This window comes from Roseicella frigidaeris (assembly GCF_003258945.1).
GTDB classification, from domain to species: domain Bacteria; phylum Pseudomonadota; class Alphaproteobacteria; order Acetobacterales; family Acetobacteraceae; genus Paracraurococcus; species Paracraurococcus frigidaeris.
Map to the genome: position 1 here is coordinate 204,569 of NZ_QLIX01000002.1, position 20,057 is coordinate 224,625.

Below are 20,057 nucleotides of genomic sequence, written 5' to 3' on the forward strand. Positions count from 1 at the left end.
GCAGCACGAGATCAGCCAGATCGGCCACCGGGACCCGGAGCGCCTCCCCGCTCGGTCCGTCCGGGCGAGGCGGATTGCGACCTGCCCGGGTGGTTCCTGGGCAGCATTGTATGCGATAGGGTTGGTGGTTTATTAACGGCGGGGCGTGGCCCGCGCCGGCTCAATCGATCTGCAGGTTCATCCGCTGCAGCACCGGCGCCCAGCGCCCGGCCTCCTGGCGCAGGAAGCGGGCGAACTCCTCCGGTCCGGTGCCGAGGGCGAACTGCCCCTCGCCGAGCAGCTTGTCGCGCAGCATCGGCTCCTGCAGGGCGGCGGCAGCCGCGGCGGAGACCCGCTCGATCATGGGCTGCGGCGTCCGCGCCGGCGCGACCAGGCCGAAATAGGTCTGCGCCACGGTGCCGGGGACGGATTCCTCGAAGGTGGGGCGGTCCGGGGTGGCGGGCATCCGGCGGTCCCCGGTCCAGGCGAGGATGCGGCCCTGGCCGTTGCGGTGCGGCTGGATGGCGCTCGCCCCGCCCACCACCAGCAGGTCGAGCGTGCCGCCGAGGAAATCGTTGAGCTGCTGCGCATCGCCCTTGTAGGTCACGTCCTGCATGCGGATGCCGAGCCTCTCGGCGACCAGCACCGCGGCGATGTTGTTGAAGCTCGAGGGCCCGTTGGTGCCGTAATTGAGCTGGCCGGGCTTCGCCCGCGCCAGGGCGACGAATTCCGGGATGGTCTGCGGCATGCCCATCTGCAGCAGGAAGGCGAAGGGCAGCACCGAGAGCAGCGAGGCGGGGGCGAAATCCTCCACCTTGTAGGACAGCCGGCGCATCAGCAGCGGGTTCAGCGTCAGCGTCGTGCCCGAGTTGACCAGCAGCGTGTAGCCATCCGGGGCGGCGCGCGCCACGGCTTCCGCGCCGACCACGGTGGCCGCGCCGGGCCGGTTGTCCACCAGCACCGGGGCGCCGAGCGCCAGCTGCATCCGCTCGGCGAGCAGGCGTCCCATCAGGTCGGTGGAGCCGCCGGGAGGGAAGGGCACGACCAGGGTGAAGGGCCGCGGCTGGGCCAGGGCCGGGCTCGCCAGCGCCGCCGCCGCCAGGGCGAGAAGGGGCCGACGCCCTGGACCTGCTGCGCTCATGGTGTCCTCCCGGTATGGCCGGCAGGGTGCCATGGCGGGGCGGCCCCGGGAATGGGCCCGCGCTTGACGCCGGCCGCGCCCGGCCCTGCTATGGCGGCAGGAGGAGCCAAGCGATGTCCGAGCATATCCGCGTCTCGGTGGCGGACGGCGTCTGCACCGTGGCCATGCACCGGCCGGAGAAGAAGAACGCGCTGACGCGCGACATGTATGCCGGCCTCGCCGACGCCATCGAGCGCAGCGCCGCCGATCCGGCGATCCGCTGCCTGCTGCTGACCGGCACGGAGGAGGTCTTCTGCGCCGGCAACGACATCGCCGATTTCCGCGCGCCGCGCCCGGCCGAGGACCCGGCGGTGCCGACGCCGAGCCGGCGCTTCTATTTCGGCCTGGCGAATTTCGAGAAGCCGCTGGTCGCCGCCGTGCCGGGGCTCGCGATCGGCATCGGCTGCACCATGCTGCTGCATGCCGACATCGTCTATGCCGCGCCGGAGGCCCGCTTCCGCCTGCCCTTCGTCGATCTCGGCCTGGTGCCGGAGCTCGGCGCCTCCATGCTGGTGCCCTGGCTGGCCGGCAAGCACAAGGCGGCCGAGCTCATGATGCTCGGCGAGTTCTTCGACGCCGCGGCGGCCGAGCGCATGGGCTTCGTCAACCGCATCCTCGACCGCGCCGAGCTGCTGCCCAACGCCACGGCGACGGCGCGCGCCCTGGCTGAGAAGCCGGTGGAGGCGATGCGCCTGACCAAGCGGCTGCTGCGGCCGGAGATGCCGCCGCTGCTGGCGCGGATGGAGGAGGAGCGGGTGCTGATCGCCGAGCGCCTGCGCGCGCCCGAGACCCAGGCCATCATGGCCAATGTGCTGAAGCCGAAGCGCTGACCTGAAGGATTGCCCATGTCGTTGCTGGACATGATGAAGGGCCGGCTGTCGCTGCCCGTCATCGGCTCGCCGCTCTTCATCATCTCGGTCCCCGACCTCGTCGTGGCGCAGTGCACCGCCGGCGTGGTCGGCTCCATGCCCTCGCTGAATGCCCGGCCCGCCGAGCAGTTCGAGGAATGGGTGATCGAGATCAAGGAGCGCCTGGCGGCGCATGACGCCCGCCACCCGGACCGCAAGGCGGCGCCCTTCGCCATCAACCTCATCGTGCACAAGTCGAACGACCGGCTGGAGCACGACCTGGCGATCTGCGTGAAGCACCGGGTGCCGCTGATCATCTCCTCCCTCGGCGCCCGGCCGGAGGTGAACCAGGCGATCCATTCCTATGGCGGCCATGTGCTGCATGACGTGATCAACCAGCGCTTCGCCCACAGCGCCATCGACAAGGGCGCCGACGGGCTGGTGCTGGTGGCAGCCGGCGCGGGCGGCCATGCCGGCGCCCTCTCGCCCTTCGGCTTCCTGCAGGAGACACGGGCCTGGTTCGACGGGCCGATCGCCCTCTCGGGCGCCATCGCGCATGGCCGCAGCATCCTGGCCGCCGAGGCGCTCGGCGCCGACTTCGCCTATATCGGCAGCGCCTTCATCGCCACCGAGGAGGCGCGCTCGCAGCCCGAGCAGCGGCAGATGATCGTCGAGAGCGGCGCCGAGGACATCGTCTACACCAACCTCATCACCGGCGTGCACGGCAACTACCTGAAGCCCTCGCTGCGGAAGGCCGGGCTCGACCCCGACAACCTGCCGACCAGCGACCCGAGCGCCATGAGCTTCGGCAGCGAGCGCAAGCGGCGCTGGAAGGATATCTGGGGCTCGGGCCAGGGGATCGGCACGGTGCGCGAGGTGGTGCCGGCGGCGGCGCTGGTCGAGCGGCTGCGGCGCGAATACGCCGCCGCCCGCGCCCGCCTCGGCGACCGCAGCCCCCTGGTCAACCCCGCCTGGGAAAAGCTCCTCGACGCCGCCGCTGCCGAATAGCACTTGGCCCGTCAGTCACGCCCTCGCCACCCGTTGCCCCTCCGAGGCTTCGCCTCGGAAGGCTGTGACGTGCCGAGGTTCAGGAGCGAATCCCGGGGCCCCCGCGGAGCCGCGCGACGGCTTCGTGGGGAATTCAGTCCATCGCCGCATGCGCCGGATCGGCGGCGACGGCCCGCGGCGGCCGCCGCATCAGCGGCAACAGGAACAGCATGCCGAGCGCCAGCACCATCAGCAGGTAGAAGTCGTTGCCATAGGCGATGATGGTCGATTGCCGCGTCACCTCGGCATTCAGCGCCGCCACCCCCTCGGCGGTGTGGAAATCCCAGAAGCGGCGGATCGCCGGCAGCTCGAACAGCCGGTTCAGCGGCGTGATGTGCTCCGCCAGCGAGGCGTGCATGATCTGCGTGTTGCGCGTCAGCAGCGCCGCCAGCGCCGAGATGCCGATCGCCGAGCCGAGGTTGCGCAGCAGGCTGATGAGCGAGGTGCCGTCGGTGCGCAGCGCCGGGTCCAGCGTCGCGAAGGCGACGAGGTTGAGCGGGATGAAGACGAAGCCGAGGCCCATGCCCTGCACCACGGTGACCAGCATCAGCCAGCGCATCGGGATGTCCGGCGTCCAGTAGGTCATGTCCCAGAGCGTCCAGGACAGGATCAGGATGCCGAAGGCCATGATCTTGCGGGGATCGAGCCGGGAGGCCAGCCGGCCGGCGACGAACATCGCCGCCATGGTGCCGATGCCGCGCGGCGCCATGGCGAGGCCGGCGGTGAAGACCGGGTAGTCGGCCAGCGTCTGCAGATAGGGCGCGAGCAGGGCCGAGGTGGCGAAGAGGATGACGCCGACCACGAACATGATGCCGAGCCCGGCGACGAAATTGCGGTCGCGGAAGATGCGCGGCGGGATGAAGGGCTTCTCGGCCAGCGCCATGTGGACGAGGAAGAGATAGAGGCCGAGCGCGGCGAGCGTCGCCTCGATGATGATCTCGGTCGAGCCGAACCAGTTCTTCAGCTCGCCGCGGTCGAGCATGATCTGCAGCGCGCCGACGCCGAGCGCGAGGGCGCCGAAGCCGGTCCAGTCGAAGCGGCGGCCGGGCTGCGCGCCGCCGCGCGGCAGGAAGAGCAGCAGGCCGAGGAAGGCGAGCAGGCCGAAGGGCAGGTTGACGTAGAAGACCCAGCGCCAGTTCAGGTTCTCGGTCAGGTAGCCGCCGAGGGTCGGCCCGAGGATCGGCCCGACCATCACGCCCATGCCCCAGATCGCCATCGCCGAGCCGCGCTGCGCCGGCGGGTAGATGTCGAGCATGGTGGACTGGCTGAGCGGCACCAGCGCGGCGCCGAAGGCGCCCTGCAGCAGGCGGAACACCACCATCTGGTCGAGCGTCTGCGCCGCGCCGCAGAGCACGGAGGCGAGGGTGAAGCCGCCGACCGAGAGCAGGAAGACGCTGCGCCGCCCGAAGCGGGCGACCAGGAAGCCGACCGGCGCGGTCAGGATGGCGGCCGCGGTGATGTAGCTGGTCAGCACCCAGGTGATCTGGTCGGAGGTGGCCGCCAGCCCGCCCTGCATGTAGGGCAGGGCGACATTGGCGATGGTGCCGTCCAGCGCCTGCATCAGCGTCGCCACCATGGCGCAGACGGTGATGATGGCGCGGTGCGGCACCACCTCCGCCGCGGCGGAGCCGGACATCTCAGCCTCCGATCAGGTCGCTGAGATGCCGCTCGTGGCCGGTGTCGATCGAGACCACGGCGCTCATGCCGGCGCGGAGTTGCGGCATGTCGGCGCCCTGCTCGACCCGGATCCGCACCGGGATGCGCTGCACCACCTTGACCCAGTTGCCGGAGGCGTTCTGCGCCGGCAGCACGCTGAAGGTGGAGCCCGAGGCGGGGCTGATGCTCTCGACCTCGCCCTTCCAGGTGACGCCCGGATAGGTGTCGATCGTCACCGTCACGGGATTGCCGGCCCTCACATGGGTGAGGTCGGTCTCCTTCGGCAGCGCGTCCACCCAGACATGGTCGGAGGAGACGAGGGCGAAGGCCGGGGTGGCGGCGCCGAGATACTGGCCCGGCTGCAGCGAGGAGACCTGGGTGACGGTGCCGGCGAAGGGGGCGCGGATCGTCGTGTGGTCGAGCTGCCGCCGCGCCTCGTCCAGCCGCGCCTGGGCGGCGCGGACATCCGGGTGCTGGTCGATCGGCGCATCGGCCGAGCCGCCGAGCTTGGCGAGCTGCACCTGCGCCTGGATCTTCAGCGATTCGAGCTGCTGCTTCGCCTGCGCCAAGCCGAAGCGCGCCTGGTCATAGGCGGCGCGCGTGACCGCGCCGCTGTTGACGATCTGCGCCGCGCGGTCGTTGGTCGCCTGGGCGAGCTGCACCGCCGCCTCCTGCGCCGCCGCGTCGCGCTGGATGCGGCGGTAGTCGGCCTGCATGGCCTCGAGGTTCAGCCGGGTCTGCAGGAGCTGCGCCTCGGCCTGCTGCACGGCGTATTGGAAGGGCGCCGCGTCGAGCCGGACCAGCGGCTGGCCGGCGGCGACGACCTGCCCCTCGCGCACCTCGATGCGCTGGACGATGCCGGAGACATCGGTCGAGAGCAGCAGCTTGTCAGCCTGCACATAGGCGTCGTCGGTGCCGGCATAGCGGCCGCCCTCCAGCCAGAACGCGCCGGCGCCGAGCGCCACGACCAGCGCGCCGCCGAGCATCAGGGCGGGGCGCAGCCAGCGGCGGCGGCGGCGCGGCTCCGTCGTCGTCGCCTGATCGGGCGCCGGATCCCGGGCACTGCGCCCGGCACGGATGGAACCTTCGGGCATGGACTATGTCACTTCCTCAGGCGGCCTCGCCGGCTTCGCCGGCGGCCACAAGGTTGTTCTTCATCAGCAGCAGGGTCTCGGTCACCACCTGCCGCCGCTCCGGCGAGAGGCCGGCGGTGACCTCGGCATCGAAGGCGAGCCGCACCGCGTCGATCTCGGCCAGCACCGGGGAGGCCTCCGGGGCGAGGTGCAGCCGCCAAACGCGCCGATCGGCGGGATCGGCCCGGCGCTCCACCAGGCCGCGCGCGGTGAGGCGGTCCACCAGCCGGCCGACCGTGATCGGCTCGACCTCCAGGATCTCCGCCAGCTCCCGCTGGGTCATGCCGCCGCAGCGGCGCAGGCGCAGGAGGATCATCCACTGCGCCCGGGTCATCCCATGCGCGCGCGCCCGCCGGTCCGCGAGGGTGCGCATGAGCCGCGCGACATCATGCAGCAGGATCAGCAGGTTGGGCTCTTGCAGGTCGGGCATCGGGGCTGGGCAAGTCCTCAGGCGGCTGAATATAAGCCGCGTTATGATAAGCCCAACAGCAGAAAATCGCCCCGTCCACACTCATTTTTCACGATATCGAGCGTTGGGCGGCCGGCAGGGCTGCGGCGAGCGCCGCCTGGTCCGCCCGCACGGCCTCGGCCATGCACCGCGCCGCATCCCGCAGCCAGTCCGCCGGCATTTGTTCGAGATCGCCGAGGATGCCGGCGCCGGCCGCGCCATCGGCATGCAGGTTGCCGATCTCGCCGCCCATCGCCTCCAACTGGGTGAGCAACCGGCCCGGATCGCCGCCCGGCGCCTCCAGCTTGCGGCTGTCCGGCGCGAGGCGGCGGATGACGAGGCCGGGCGGCAGGGCATACCAGGGGTCGGCCGCCCGGTTCAGGCTGTTGGCCAGCGCCGCGACATCGATCGCCTCCGCCCCCGGGAAGCCGGCCTGCAGCCAGGCCGAGGGCACCCGTGCCTTTCCCTCGCGCACCACCTGGCCGCCGCGCCAATGCGCGATCGCCACCAGGCGGGGCCGGCCGAGGCTGCCGAGCCCGGCTTCGCGGGCGGCGAAACGCGGCGGGTCGGCGCCCGGCGGCAGCGCCGCGACGAGGGCCTGGCGCCAGGCTGGCGGCGGCTCGGCGGCCGGCAGCCCGGCCAGCTTGGCCCAGAAGGCGGCGCGCGCCGGCGGATCGGGCAGCACCATGGCGCGGAGCGCGGCATGCTCCTCGTCGAGGACGAAGGCGCGCGGCGCGGCGAGATGGGCGGCATAGCCTCGCAGCAGGCTGGCGGCGATCTCGCGCCCGCCCGGGCCATCCGGCGGGCGGGCAAGCAGGGCGCTGGCGGCGAGCCGCACCAGATCGGCGGTGAAGGGCAGGGCGGCGGCCTCGTCGAGGTCGTTCACGCCCCAGACCAGCCGCCCCTCGGCATCCCGCCAGGTGCCGAAATTCTCCAGATGCGCGTCGCCGCAGGAGGGCACCCGCCGGGCGGCGGCGAGCTTCGGCAGCAGGGCGGCGAATTGCGCGGCGAAGCGGAAGGCGGTGCCGCGGAGGAAGGCGAAGGGATCGGCCGCCATGCGCTGCCGCTTGCGGGCGAGCGCCGCCGGGATCACCGCGCAGTGGCGGCCGAGCCAGGCGTCATAGGCATCGAGCGCCTGCAGGATATCGGTCTTCGGCATGCTCCCGAAGATAGGGCCGGCCCGGCGGTCCCGACGCATCGGCGGCATGGCGCGGCCATGAAAACGGTGCCATGCCGTGGCGCGCGGGAGGCCCAACAAAGCCGCCAGGCTGCTGTTTCCAGAGCATCTTCACCCGATCGGGGAGATCACCTGATCAGGATCTGCTCCTAGTATTCCAGCTCGTAGGAGAGGCCGAGCCGGTCGCCGGCGGGCCCGGTCGCGGTCTGGCCGTCGAGCTTCAGCCGCGGCGTCAGCTCCACCTGCACGCCGACGCCGGTCTGCCCGCCCTGGGTGCCCTGCCGGACGCCGAGGAAGACGCCGGGCGCCACATAGCGGCCGGCCTCGACCGTCGGACCCTTCTGGCTGCTCTCGGAGGCCGCGCCGGATTGCTCGCCGCCGCCGGAGACGCCGAGCCGGTCGAGCCCGAGCAAGGAGCGCACCCGGTCGAGCGGGTTGGCGGCGCCGCCGCCGACGCCGCTCATCTGCGCCACCGCCGTGGCGATCTGCGCGATCTCGAGCGGCGAAAGCCGGCTGGTCGGCCGGTCGAAGAGCAGCCGCGCCAGAACCTCGTCCTGCGGCAGTTCCGGCGAGGAGGTGAAGCTCACCTTCGGATCGGCCGGCGAGCCGGTGACGTTGATGGTGATGGTGGTGTTGCTCGCCTGCGACTGCGCCATGAGGTCGAGCGTCGGCAGCAGCGAGCCGGGCACGAAGCCGATGGTGCCGCGGCGGAAGGTCACCCGCCGGCCCAGCAGGTCGAGATCGCCGCGCCGGAGGTTGAGCGCGCCGTTCGGCGAGGGCGCGGCGGTGGTGCCGCCGACCTTGATGCGGCCGCCGAGCTCCACATCGATGCCGCGGCCGCGGACGAAGATGCTCTGCGGGGCATTCACGAGGACGTCGAGGTTGAAGGGCGGCGCCGGCGGCGCGGGTTTGGGCGGCGGCGGCGGCGGGATCACCCCCGGCGGCAGCCGGCCCTTCTGCCGCACATTGGTGAGCGTCGGCACGCTGGCCGGCAGGTTCTGCGGGATGCGGATCTCGGCCTCGTTGATCCGCACCTCGCCGGAGAGGGTGCCGCCGCCCGTCACCGGCCCCTGCAGCCGCAGATCGGTGCCGAGCGAGGCCGTAACGAGGTCGGAGACCACGGGCCTCGCATTGCGCGCGGTGATGGTGATGTCGGCCGGGAAGCCCGCCGCGCCGGCATCGATGCTGCCCCGGACATTGATCGTGCCGTTGCCGGCGGTGCGGGCGTTGATGCCGTCGATGACGAGCCGCGTCCCCTCGCCGGAGACGGTGCCGTTCACGTCGAAGATCCGCACCCCGTACTGGGTGTTGCGGTACTCGGTGTTGGCGAGGGTGGCGCGGCCGCCGAGGCGGGGCGTGCCGACCGTCCCGTCGGCCCGGAGCGCCAGGGCCAGCCGCCCGGTCACCCGGTCCGCCCCGGCGGCGAGGAAGGGGCTGGCGAGCGGCGCCAGGTTGAGGGTGCCGTCCAGCGTGGCGGCAAGCGCGTTGGCCGGGCCGAAGCCCTGCGGCAGCCGCGCCTGGGCGGTGAGGCGGCCCGCCGGCCCGGCCTCCAGATCGGCGCGGAGCTGCGCCGCCTGGCCGGCCAGGCTGCCCTCGGCGCGGAGCGTCGCCGGCGGCAGGCCGCGCGCCCAGTCGGCGCCGGCGCCGAGGCCGGTGCCGTTCACCACCGCCCGGATCTCCGGCTGCGACACCGGGCCGGTCGCCCGCAGATCGGCGCTCAGCGTGCCCTGCGGCTTGATGTCGGGGGCGAAGGGCTCGGCCAGGGCGAGGGGCAGCGCGGCGATGCTCGCCGTCAGGTCGGCCCGCTCCGGCCCCCAGCGGCCCCGCGCCTCGATCCGGCCCCCGCGGCTGACGGAAATGGTGGTGGGGGCGATCTCGATGCCGCCATCGCCGCCGAGGGTCACCCGCGTCGGCGCGGCCAGGCGCAGCGACTCGCCCATGGCCTGCGCCTCCAGCGCCGCGAGGTCGAGGCGGGTGTTGCCCTCCTGCCGCGCCACATGGCCGCGGCCGGAGACGGCGCCCTGGGTGGCGCGGCCCTGGACGGTCCAGTCGAGCGCGGCCGGGGTGCCGGCGGCGCTGGCCTGCAGGCTGCCCTCCTGGCCATTGAAGGCGAGCTGCGGCGCATCGAGCTTCGCCTCGAAGCCCTGCAGCCCGTCGCGCGGGGCCAGCCTGGCATCGAGCGCCAGCCGCCCGCCGAGCCCCTGCACCCCGCCGAGCCGGCCGAGCGGGGCGAGGTCGCTCGCCGTGAGCTTCGCCGTGCCGTCGAAGAGCTTCGCCCCCGGGTCGAGGCGGCCGGTCAGGTCGAGATGCGCCGGGCCGAGGCGGAACTCGCCCTGCTCCACTTGGACGAACTGGCCCTCCGGCTGGCCGCGGAAGGCCAGGGCGAGCGGCATGCCGTCCAGCTTGCCGTCGAGATTGGCGGTGCCGCGCGGCGCCGAGGCCGGGGTGGCGACCTTGGCGTTCAGCGCCAGCGCCTCCAGCACATGGCCGGCAGCGGCGATGCGGCCGGACTCGGCGGTGACGACGAGGTCGGGATCGGCGAGCTGGCCGCTCGCCTGCACCCGCGCCTCCAGCGCCCCCTCGGAGCCGCCGCCGAGCACGGCGAGCCGCGGCAGGGAGAGCCTGGCATCCAGGGCGATCGGCTCGGCGAGGGTGCCGGTGGCGGTCAGCCGGCCCTCCGCGCCCTCCAGCCGGGCATCCAGCTCCGGCCCCGGCATCGCCGCCTTCACCGCCAGGCGCGGCGCCGGGCCGAGCACCGCATCGGCCTGGGCGACGCCGGTGCGGAGCGCCTCCGGGACCAGGGTGAGGTCGAGCTTCGGCTTGCCGATGGTGCCGCCGATCGCCGCATCGGCCTTGACCGCCTGCCAGGCGAGCCCGGCCGGCAGCAGGGCGCCGAAGCGCTCGGAGGGGGCGAGGGCGAGCCGGGCCGCGAGGTCGAGCGCCTCGGTGCCGAGATCGGCGCTGCCCGTCAGGCCGAGCTGCCCGGCCGGCACGGCGACGCTCAGATCGCGCAGCGCCAGCCGGCGATCGGCGTCGAGATCGGCATCGAGGGCGAGCTGCGCCGGCTCGGCGACCGGCCTGGCCTGGGCGGGCAGCAGGGGGCCGCCACGGGCCTCGCCCGTCAGCGTCGCGCCGAGCGCCCCGTCCGGCCGGGCGCGGACCGTGCCGGCCAGCTTGGCGCCGATCTCCGGCCCCAGCGCCGCCGTCAGGTCGAGCACGGCGCCGCTGGCCGGGCCATCGAGCGTCAGGTCGAGCGCCAGCGGCTGGTCCTTCAGCCCGGCCAGGGTGGGGCCGATGCCGCCCGGCGCCTCATGCACCGAGAGCTTCGCCGCGAGCCGGTCGTCCTTCGGGGCGAGGGCGAGGTCGAGATCGACAGTCCCCTCGGCATCGAGGCGCTTGAGGGCGAGGGCGGCCCGCAGCGCCCCGGACTCGAGCGCGGCATGGCCATCGACCGAGAAGACGGCGTCCTGCTGGATCACCGGCGCGCCCAGCTCCAGCCGCCCGACCCCGAGATGGTCGAGCCGCACCGCGACCGGCAGGGAGGGAAGCTGCGGCAGCACGCTGTCGGAGGGCGGCGAGGGCTCGGGCGGCGGCGCCGGCTCGCCCGGGGCAGGCAGCCGCGGCACCGCGATGCGCGCCGCCTCCAGCCGCTCGATGCGGAAGGTGCGGCTGGCGAGCGCCATCAGGTCGAGGTCGATCAGCGCCTCCTCGACCGTCAGCCAGATCCCGTCCTTGTCGGCCATGGTGATGCGCGCCGCGCCGACGCGGCCGGGGATGGGGCCGCTGAGCCCCTCGATGCTCAGCCCCGGCACCTGGCCGCTCGCCAGCCGCGCCACCATGGACCGCCCGCCCTCGGTGTTCACCCAGACCAGGGCGCCCCCGATGAGCAGCAGCGGCAGGGCGACGAGGACCAGCAGGATCCCCAGCAGCCATTTCGTGGCGCGACGCATCAGAAGGACTGACCGATCCCGACATAGAGGCCGAAGGCCGAGTTGTCCCGCTGCTTCACCAGCGGGAAGGCGATGTCGGCCCGGATCGGGCCGATCGCCGTGAAGTAGCGCAGGCCAACCCCGGCGCCGACCCGTAGATTCGAGGTGTCGGGCGCCGAGCTGGTGCCGACCGAGCCGGCATCGACGAAGGCAACGCCGCCGATATTGCCCCAGATCCTTTGCCGCAGCTCGAGGCTGGTCTCGAGCAGGCTGGAGCCGCCGGAGGGGCGGTTCAACCCGTCGCGCGGGCCGATCGACTGGTAGTCGTAGCCGCGCACCGAGCCGCCGCCGCCGGCATAGAAGCGCTGATGCCGCGGCACGTTGGGCAGGTCGGCGCCGAGCAGCGAGCCGAAGGTGCCGCGGACGGCGAGGATGGTCCGCCGCTCCCCCAGCACGTCCCAATAGGTGCTGGCGGTCACGCGGAGCGGCGCGAAGGGCGTCGATTCCCGGAAGGACCAGGAGGGGGTGAGGGTGCCGTTCACCCGCCAGCCGCGCGACGGGTCGAGCAGGCTGTCGGTGCCGTCGTAGCGGGTGCCGAATTGCACCCCGGCGATCTGGTAGGGGGTCAGCGTGCCGCCCGGCGGGCCGCTGCTGCCGAAATCCAGCACCGGGCCGAAATTGAAGCTGAACCGCCGCGACAGCCGCCGCTCCAGCAGCGCGGAGAGGGTGACGGCATCGCGATCATAGGCCTCGAGCCGCTCGCGCAGATACCAGGCGCTGCCGATGAAGCTCCATTGCGGGCCGAGGCCGAAGCCGAAGACATCCGGGTCGCGATAGGTGCCGCCGATCCGGTAGGTGGAGTTCTCCAGGCCGCCATTCGTGCCCAGACGGGCGATCTCGGCCTCCAGCCGCAGCTGCTCGGCATGGCCGAAGAGGTTGCGGTGCTCCCAGTAGAGCCGCACCGTCGGGCCGTAATTGGTCTCGTAGGCGAGGTTGATGCCGATGGCGCGGCGGGCGCGCTCGGCGACGACGAAGGTGACCGGGAGGTTGCCCGCCTCGTCCAGCCGCTCCGCCGCCCGGGCCTGCACCGAGCCGAAGGCGCCGAGCGCCATCAGCTCCTGCCGCTGCCGCTCCAGCCGTTCCGGGCTGTAACGCTCGCCCTCGATCTGCGCGGCCTGCGCCCGCAGGAAGCCGGCATCCATCCGGGTCATGCCCGCGACCTCGGGCGCGGCGAAGCGGGCGACCGGGCCGGGGGCGAAGGTCCAGGCGACGTCCATGCTGCGCCGGTCGTGATCGACCGTGGTCTCGCGCGTCACCACCGTGGCCAGGGGGTGGCCGGCGGCAAGCAGCCGGTCCTTCAGGCTGCCCTCGGCGGCGAGCACCGGCGCGGCACGGGCGACGTCGCCGACCGCGAGGCCGAAGGGCGTCGCCGCCGCCGCGTCCACCGCCGCCTGCTGCGCCGGGTTGTCGGCGTGCAGGCTGATATGGGCGATGTGGTAGGGCGCGCGCTTGTCGGCGGTGATGCGGATCTTGAGCGGCCGCTCGCGCGTGGCCTCCAGCCGATCCAGCATGCCCGTGTCGCCGACCGCCCCGCCGGCCATCTCGATCCTTGTGGTGCCGGCCCAGTAGCCCTCCGATTGCAGCGCCCGCTGCAGCCGCTCGCGGTCGCCATTCGCCCGGGCGAGGACGCCGCTGGCCGTGGTGGGCGAGCTCTCCTGCAGGGTGACGAGCTGCGAGACCGCCTGCAGCGCCGCATCGAGGGCCGAATCGCCGGTCGGCTCGATCTCCACCTGATAGGGCAGGTTCTCCGGGTCCGGCTGCGGTTCCGCCGACGGGTCGGGCCCTGGCTGCGATGGCTGCCGTGGCTCCTGGGCGAGGGCGAGGCCCGCAACGAGCAGGAGGGCGGAGAGGAGAGGGCGGAAGCGGGCAGACACGGATGCGGAAGCAATTTCCAGGGGCTTGGTTCCCCCTGGGGATGGAACTGCCCCGGGGTGCGGGCTAGGACACTGCCATGGAAGACGCTCTCGCCGAAAGACTGACCGTCTGGCGCCGCCATCTGCACGCCCATCCGGGCCTGACGCTGCAGGAGGGCGAGACCGCCGCCTTCGTGGCGGCGCGGCTGCGCGAGATGGGGGTCGAGGTCACCGAGGGCGTCGGCGGGCATGGCGTCGTCGGCACCATCCGCCGGGGCGGCGCCGGCGGCAATCGCAGCGTCGGGCTGCGCGGCGACATGGACGCGCTGCCGATCCAGGAGTTGAACGAGGCGCTGCCGCATCGCTCCACCATCCCCGGCGTCATGCATGCCTGCGGCCATGACGGACACACCACCGCCCTGCTCGGCGCCGCCGCCCTGCTGATGCAGGATCCGGACTGGTCGGGCACGGTGCAGCTCGTCTTCCAGCCGGCCGAGGAGGGCGGCGGCGGCGCCCGGGCGATGATCGCCGACGGGCTGTTCCGCCGCTTCCCGATGGAGCGGATCTTCGGCTGGCACAATTGGCCGGGCCTCGCGGCCGGCACCGTCGCGGTGCACGACCGCGCGGTGATGGCGGCCGGCGCCCGCTTCGAGATCACCTTCGAGGGCCATGCCGGCCATGCCGCGCTGCCGCATCTAACGCGCGACCCGATGCTCGGCGCCGGGCATTGCATCGTCGCGCTGCAGAGCATCGTCGCGCGCAACGTCGATCCGATGCAGGCGGGCGTGGTCAGCGTCACCATCGCCGAGGCCGGCGAGGCGCAGAACCAGATCGCCGACCGGGCGGTGCTGAAGGGCACGGCGCGCTGGCTCTCCGATGCGACGGGCGCGGCGATCGAGGCCGGGCTGCGCCGGGTCGCCGCGGGCATCGCCGCCACCTTCGGCCTGACCGCGGCGGTGGAGTTCCGCGTCGGCGTGCCGGTGACGGCCAACCATCCGGGCGAGCGCGACATGGCCGCCGCGGCCGCGGCCAGCGTCACCGCGGTGCGGCGCGACCTGCTGCCGGCGATGACGGGCGAGGATTTCTCCTGGTTCCTGCACGAGGTGCCGGGCGCCTTCGTCTGGATCGGCAACGGCCCCGCGGACCGGAACGGCGAGGGCGGCTGCGAGCTGCACAACCCGCGCTACGATTTCAACGACGCCATCCTGCCGGCGGCGAGCGGCTTCCTCGCCGCGGTGGCGAAGCGCGCCCTCGCCACGGGGTGAACGGCCGGCGCGGTCAGGCCGCCGGCCCGAACCGGCTGCGCCAGCCCGGCCGGTCGCCGAGGCTCTCGGCATGGTAGACGCCGCGCGCCACCGCCCGCGCCAGCGTATCCGCCGCCAGATGCCCGAGCCGCGCCAGCATGGCCGGGCCGCTGAGCGGCACCCGCCCGGTGGCCAGGGCGAAGACGCTGTCGCCGTCGAAGGGCGTGTGGATCGGCCGGATCGCCCGCGCCAGCCCGTCCTGCGCCATGATCGCCAGGCGTTGCAGCGCCCCCTTGTCCAGCGCCGCGTTCACCGCGACCACCGCGATGGTGGTGTTGGCCATCGGGTTGAGCGCGAAGCCGGGCGGCAAGGGCATCTCCGCCTCGCCGCGCCACTCCGCGGGCGGCGGGCCGAGACCGCCGAACTCCGCCCCCATCTCCAGCGGCCCGGCCCAGAACCGGTCGGTGCCTGGCATCACCACGCTGCCGAAGCTGTTCACCGCGACCAGGGAGCCGATCTGCAACCCGTCCGCCGTCACCGTGCTGGCGCTGCCGAGGCCGCCCTTCAGCGCCCCGGCGCGGGCGCCGAGCCCGGCCCCGGCATTGCCGAGAGCGAAGTCCGGCCCGACGGCATCGAGCGCGGCGCGGCCGAGCGCGCCATAGGGCGGCGTCTCGCCCCAGGATTTGTCGCCGCCATTCACCAGGTCGAAGAGGATCGCCGCCGGCACCACCGGGATGACGGCGCCGCCGAAGGCGACGCCGCGGCCGCGGGCGCCGAGCGCCGCCACCACCCCGCCCGCCGCGTCCAGCCCGTACATCGAGCCGCCGGAGAGCACGATGGCATCGACCTCGTTGCGCAGGCTCGCCGGCTCCATGGCCTGAATGTTGAGCGTGCCGGGGGCGCCGCCGCGGATATCGGCGATGGCGGCGCAACGCGTCTCCGGAAAGATCACGGTGACGCCGGTGCGGATGCGGTGATCCTCGGCATTGCCGACGAGGATGCCCTCGACATCGGTGATGCGGTTGCGGGGGCCGGGGCTGAGGCTCATGCGGCGAGCCTCGCATGGCAGCGCCGCCGGCGCCATCCGAGGGCGCCATCCGAGGGCGATGGAGGTTCCGTCATGACCCATGCCGCATAACCCCGCCTGGCGCCCGATGCGGGACGCGGACCTGCCAGTGGTGCAGGCGCTAGCCGATGCGCTGCATCCGCACCACCCGGAATCCCCCGCCGTCTTCGCCGAGCGCCTGGCGCTGGCGCCGGCGGGCTGCCGGGTGCTGGCGGATGCGGCCGGGATCGGCGGCTATGCGGTGACGCATCCCTGGACCGGGGCGGGGCCGCCGCCGCTCGATGCCCTGCTCGGCGCCCTGCCGGCCGCGCCCGCGGCCTGGCATGTCCACGACATCGCGCTGCATCCGCGGCTGCGCGGCCAGGGCCATGCCAGCACGGTGCTGCAGGCGCTGCTCGCCGCCTCGCCCTGGCGGCGGGCGACGCTGGTCGCGGTCTCCGGCACCGGGCCCTATTGGGCGGCGCGGGGCTTCGCCGATGCGCCGGCCCACCCGGCCGCGGCCCTGGCCAGCTATGGCGCGGCGGCGCGCTTCATGGTGCGGGAGGGCTGAGAACGCCCCGCAAAACCGCGTCGCGGCTTTGCGGGGACCCCGGGGCGTCCCCATCCTGCCCCAGGAGCGTCACGGCCTGCCGCGGCAAAACCGCGGCAGGACAACGGGCAGCGACGGTTTCGACAGGCGCTCTGAGCCGCCGCGCTCAGGCGAAGCGCGCCCGCAGCCAGTCCCCCGCTGCCGCCATCGCCTGCCGTGCCTGGCCGACATGGCCGACGGCACGCAGGAAGCCGTGCACCATACCGGGGAAGAGCCGCGTCTCCACCGGCACGCCGGCCGCCCGCAGCGCCGCCGCCATCGCATGGTTCTCGCTGGCCAGCACGTCGAGCTCGGCGATGTGCAGCAGGCAGGGCGGCAGGCCGGCGAGGCTGCCGCGCAGCGGCGCCGCCAGCGGGTTGACGCGATCGGCCGGGCGCGGCGCATAGGCGCCCCAGTAGAACGCCATCCGCTCCCGGGTCAGGCCGTAGCCGCTGGCGAATTCGGCGTAGCTCGGCGTGTCGAGGCGCGAGTCGAAGACGCCGTAATTCAGCAGCAGCCCGCGCAGCGCCACCGGCGCTCCCTCGGCGCGCTGCCACAGCGCCAGCCCGGCGGCGAGGTTGGCGCCGGCGCTGTCGCCGCCGAGCACGATGCGCGCCGGGTCGATCCCCCAGGCCGCGCCCTCGGCCGCGATCCAGCGCAGCACCGCGGCGCATTCCTCGAGCGCCTGCGGGAAGACCGCCTCCGGGCTCAGCGCGTAATCCGGCCCGACCACGATGCAGCCGGCGGCCGCGGCATATTCGCGCATCAGCCGGTCATGCGTGTCGATGCTGTTCCACACCCAGCCGCCGCCATGCAGGTAGAGCAGCACCGGCAGCGGGCCCTCGCCCGGGGGCCGATGGACCCGGCACTGGATCCGCCGGCCGCGCACCGGCAGCCAGCGGTCGCCGCTCGCGGCCATCGCCGGCCCGCCCTCGGCGAGCGGCAGGTTCAGCGCCTCGGTCAGCGCCCGCGGCCCGTCGAAGGGCAGGGCGAGGCGGATCGGCGGCAGGGCGGCGGCGCGCGCCTCCATCATGGCGTTGAACGCCGCCATCTCGGGGTCCAGCCGCGGATCCGCCATCGCCCTCGTCTCCCATCGCGCCGCCAGTGGAGACGCGCCGCGCCGCGCCGGCAAGGGGCGGACCCGCCGCCCGGCGCTTGCCGAGCCCGGGCGGCTCGCCGCATGGTGCGCCGCATCATGTCGAGCACCCTTTCCGTCCGGGGCGCCGCTGGCCTCCGGGCCGCGGCGATGTTCCGGCCGCGCAGCCTCCTCCTCCTCGCCGATCCCGCCCTGGCCGAGACGGCGATCATCGCCCGCAACCTGGCGGCGGGCGGCTTCGAGGGCCGGCGGCGCGTCATCGGCCTGGCGGTGGAGGGGTTCGAGCCGGCATCGAGCATCGAATCGCTGCCCGAGCCGCCCGACCTCGCCGTGCTCTGCCTGCCGCCGGCCCGGCTGGAGCCGGCCATGGCGGCGCTCGCCGCCCGCGGCTGCTTCGCGGCCGTCGTGCCCGGGCCGGCGCCCGATCTCGGCGGCATCTGCGCCCGCACTGGCATGCGCGCCCTCGGCCAGGGCAGCTTCGGGCTCTGCGTGGCGGCGATCGGGCTCAACGCCTCGCTCGCGCATATCCCGCCGCGGCCGGGCAAGCTCGCCCTGGTCAGCCAATCGGCGGCGCTGGTGCGGGCGGTGCTCGACTGGGCGGCGGCGGAGGCGGTCGGCTTCAGCCAGATCATCGGCATCGGCGGCAACGCCAATACCGGCTTCGCCATGGCGCTCGACTGGCTGGCGCGCGATGCCGGGACCGGCGCGGTGCTGCTCGACCTGCGGCGCATCCGCAACCGCCGCGCCTTCGTCTCCGCCGCCCGGGCCGTGGCGCGCACCCGCCCGGTGGTCGCGCTGCGGGCCGGCGGCCGCGCCCTGGACGGCTCGGGGATCACCGACCGGGTGATGGAGGCGGCGCTGCGGCGCGCCGGCGTGCTGCGCGTCTCCGGCCTCGAGGACCTGCTCTCGGCGGTCGAGACCCTGGCGCGGGTGCGGCCGCGCCTCGGCGGCGGGGCGGCGGCGCAGCGCGGCGACCGCGTCGCCATCGTCACCAACGGCATCGGCCTCGGCCATCTTGCCGCCGATGCGCTGCTCGAGGGCGGCGGCCGCCTGGCCGTGCTGGCGTCGGAATCGCTCGCCGCCTTCGCCGCGCTGCTGCCCGAGGGCTGGCAGACGGGCAACCCGCTCTCCCTCGGCCCCGGCAGCGGGCCGCGCCTGGCCGAGGCGGCGACCATGCTGGCGGCGCTGCCGGAGGTGGATGCCGTGGTGGCGCTGCACGCGCCGGCGCCGGAGGAGGCGGGCGACGTCGCTGCCGAGGCGATGATCGCTGCCGCCCGCGCCGGCGGCCAGCGCGCGGCGCCGGTGCTGGTCGGCTGGGCCGGCCAGGCCACGGCGGGCCGGCAGCGCCAGGCGATGGCCGAGGCGGGGCTGGCGGTCTTCGCCACGCCCGAGGCGGCGGTGCGCGGCGCGCTGCATCTGGCCAAGGACCGGCGCAACCGCGCCGCCGCGGCGGAGTTGCCGCCGGCCGAGGTGCTGGAGCTGGCGCCGGACCGCCGCTCCGTCAGGCGGCTGCTGCAAGGGGCGCTGACCGCCGGCCGGCGCGGGCTGACCGAGGAGGAGGCCCTCGATGTCTGCGCCGCCTATGGCGTGCCGACCATCCCCGGCCGGCGGGCGAGCGGGCCGCAGGATGCCGCCGATGCCGCCGCCATGCTCGGCTTCCCGGTGGTGCTGAAGATCCTCAGCCCGGATCTGCGCCACAAGAGCGAGGTGGGCGGCGTGACGCTCGGCCTCGCCTCGCCGGCGGCGGTGCGGGCGGAGGCGGAGGCGATGCTGGCCCGGGTGCGCGCCCGGCTGCCGGCGGCGCGGATCGAGGGCTTCCTGGTGCAGCGCCAGGCGGCGCGGGCGCTCGAGCTGCGGCTGCGGCTCGGCGACGATCCGATGTTCGGCCCCTGGATCGGCTTCGGCCAGGGCGGCACCGCCGCCGACATCCTGGAGGACGAGGCCTACGACCTGCCGCCGCTGAACCTGGCGCTGGCCGGGCAGCTCATCGGCCGCTCGCGCACCGCCCGGCTGATGGCTGGCTTCCGCGACCATCCGGCGGTGAACCAGGCGGCGGTCGCCGACGTGCTGGTGCGCCTGTCGCAGATCGCGGTGGATTTCCCGGAGATCGAATCGCTCGCCATCAACCCGCTCTTCGCCGATGCCCAAGGGGTGCTGGCGGTGGATGCACATTTGGCGCTGCGGCCGCCGGGCGAGCGCGGCGTGCTCGCCATCCCGCCCTATCCGGCCGAGCTGTCGCGCCCCTGGCGCACGCGTGCGGGGGAGGTGCTGACGGTGCGGCCGGTGCGGCCCGAGGATGCCGAGGCGCATGGCGCCTTCTTCCACAGCCTCTCGCCGGAGGATGTCCGCTGGCGCTTCTTCTCGCCGCTGAAGGAGCTCTCGCCGAGCCTGACCGCGCGGCTGACGCAGATCGACTACGACCGCGAGATCGCCTTCATCGCCTCGCGCCGGCACGGCGACGGCCGCGACGAGACGCTCGGCGTCTCGCGGCTCATCCGCGACCCCTCCGACCCCGTGAAGGCGGAGTTCGCCGTCGCCGTCTCGCCGGCCATGAAGGGGCAGGGGCTGGGGCGGCACCTGATGGAGCGGCTGTTCGAATGGGGCCGGGCCAACGGCGTGCAGGAGGTAATCGGCCAGGTGCTGGCCGACAACGCGCCGATGCTCGCCTTCGTCCGGGCGCTCGGCTTCGCCGTCCGGCGCTCGCCGGAGGAGGAGGATGTGATGGAAGCGCGGCTGCCGCTGCAGGGCTGACGCGCCCCCCGGGGCCCCTGCC

Annotated in this window: 14 protein-coding genes; 5 read left to right on the plus strand and 9 right to left on the minus strand. The window is 74.1% G+C overall.

Features of this window, described 5'->3' with window-relative positions; genetic code table 11:
* Nucleotides 1-160: 160 nt before the first annotated feature.
* Nucleotides 161-1,120, minus strand: coding sequence for a tripartite tricarboxylate transporter substrate binding protein (locus tag DOO78_RS03840; RefSeq protein WP_165838705.1), 960 nt, complete (start codon nt 1,118-1,120; stop codon nt 161-163).
* 113 nt (nt 1,121-1,233) lie between these two features.
* Between DOO78_RS03840 and DOO78_RS03845 the strand changes: the two genes are divergently transcribed.
* Together DOO78_RS03845 and DOO78_RS03850 are read left to right on the plus strand one after the other, a co-directional pair.
* Nucleotides 1,234-1,989, plus strand: coding sequence for an enoyl-CoA hydratase-related protein (locus DOO78_RS03845; RefSeq protein ID WP_111468406.1), 756 nt, complete (start codon nt 1,234-1,236; stop codon nt 1,987-1,989).
* Nucleotides 1,990-2,004: 15 nt separating this feature from the next.
* On the plus strand, nt 2,005-3,015 hold the full coding sequence (locus DOO78_RS03850; RefSeq protein ID WP_111468407.1) for an NAD(P)H-dependent flavin oxidoreductase: 1,011 nt from the start codon (nt 2,005-2,007) through the stop codon (nt 3,013-3,015).
* 133 nt (nt 3,016-3,148) lie between these two features.
* Here the strand turns inward: DOO78_RS03850 and DOO78_RS03855 are convergent, their stop codons facing one another.
* From DOO78_RS03855 to DOO78_RS03880, 6 genes are all read right to left on the minus strand, one after another.
* On the minus strand, nt 3,149-4,690 hold the full coding sequence (locus DOO78_RS03855) for a DHA2 family efflux MFS transporter permease subunit (RefSeq protein ID WP_111468408.1): 1,542 nt from the start codon (nt 4,688-4,690) through the stop codon (nt 3,149-3,151).
* A 1-nt stretch (nt 4,691) separates the two neighbouring features.
* On the minus strand, nt 4,692-5,804 hold the full coding sequence (locus DOO78_RS03860) for an HlyD family secretion protein (RefSeq protein WP_111468409.1): 1,113 nt from the start codon (nt 5,802-5,804) through the stop codon (nt 4,692-4,694).
* Nucleotides 5,805-5,820: 16 nt separating this feature from the next.
* Nucleotides 5,821-6,273 (minus strand): MarR family winged helix-turn-helix transcriptional regulator, encoded by a 453-nt coding sequence (locus DOO78_RS03865; protein WP_111468410.1) that lies wholly within the window; start codon nt 6,271-6,273, stop codon nt 5,821-5,823.
* 88 nt (nt 6,274-6,361) lie between these two features.
* Nucleotides 6,362-7,450, minus strand: a complete 1,089-nt coding sequence (locus DOO78_RS03870; protein WP_165838706.1) for a DUF2252 family protein — start codon at nt 7,448-7,450, stop codon at nt 6,362-6,364.
* 167 nt (nt 7,451-7,617) lie between these two features.
* Nucleotides 7,618-11,418, minus strand: coding sequence for a translocation/assembly module TamB domain-containing protein (locus tag DOO78_RS03875; RefSeq protein ID WP_111468412.1), 3,801 nt, complete (start codon nt 11,416-11,418; stop codon nt 7,618-7,620).
* On the minus strand, nt 11,418-13,331 hold the full coding sequence (locus DOO78_RS03880) for an autotransporter assembly complex protein TamA (protein WP_128079994.1): 1,914 nt from the start codon (nt 13,329-13,331) through the stop codon (nt 11,418-11,420). The genes DOO78_RS03875 and DOO78_RS03880 overlap by 1 nt, the downstream gene beginning before the upstream one ends.
* A 77-nt stretch (nt 13,332-13,408) precedes the next feature.
* Here DOO78_RS03880 and DOO78_RS03885 point away from each other — a divergent pair, with 77 nt between their 5' ends.
* A complete protein-coding gene (locus tag DOO78_RS03885) occupies nt 13,409-14,575 on the plus strand; it encodes an amidohydrolase (protein WP_111468414.1) in 1,167 nt (388 codons plus the stop codon).
* A 13-nt stretch (nt 14,576-14,588) separates the two neighbouring features.
* On the opposite strand, the gene DOO78_RS03890 is transcribed toward DOO78_RS03885, so the two are convergent.
* Nucleotides 14,589-15,602 (minus strand): P1 family peptidase, encoded by a 1,014-nt coding sequence (locus tag DOO78_RS03890; RefSeq protein WP_111468714.1) that lies wholly within the window; start codon nt 15,600-15,602, stop codon nt 14,589-14,591.
* 106 nt (nt 15,603-15,708) lie between these two features.
* On the opposite strand from DOO78_RS03890, the gene DOO78_RS03895 reads away from it, so the two are divergent.
* A complete protein-coding gene (locus tag DOO78_RS03895; protein WP_243634351.1) occupies nt 15,709-16,170 on the plus strand; it encodes a GNAT family N-acetyltransferase in 462 nt (153 codons plus the stop codon).
* A 145-nt stretch (nt 16,171-16,315) separates the two neighbouring features.
* Here DOO78_RS03895 and DOO78_RS03900 read toward each other — a convergent pair whose 3' ends face one another.
* Entirely contained in the window at nt 16,316-17,266 is a 951-nt protein-coding gene (locus DOO78_RS03900) for an alpha/beta hydrolase (RefSeq protein ID WP_111468416.1), read from the minus strand.
* Between the two features lie 117 nt (nt 17,267-17,383).
* Here DOO78_RS03900 and DOO78_RS03905 point away from each other — a divergent pair, with 117 nt between their 5' ends.
* Complete coding sequence (locus DOO78_RS03905) at nt 17,384-20,035, plus strand: bifunctional acetate--CoA ligase family protein/GNAT family N-acetyltransferase (protein ID WP_111468715.1); 2,652 nt, start codon at nt 17,384-17,386, stop codon at nt 20,033-20,035.
* The last annotated feature ends 22 nt before the right edge of the window (nt 20,036-20,057 follow it).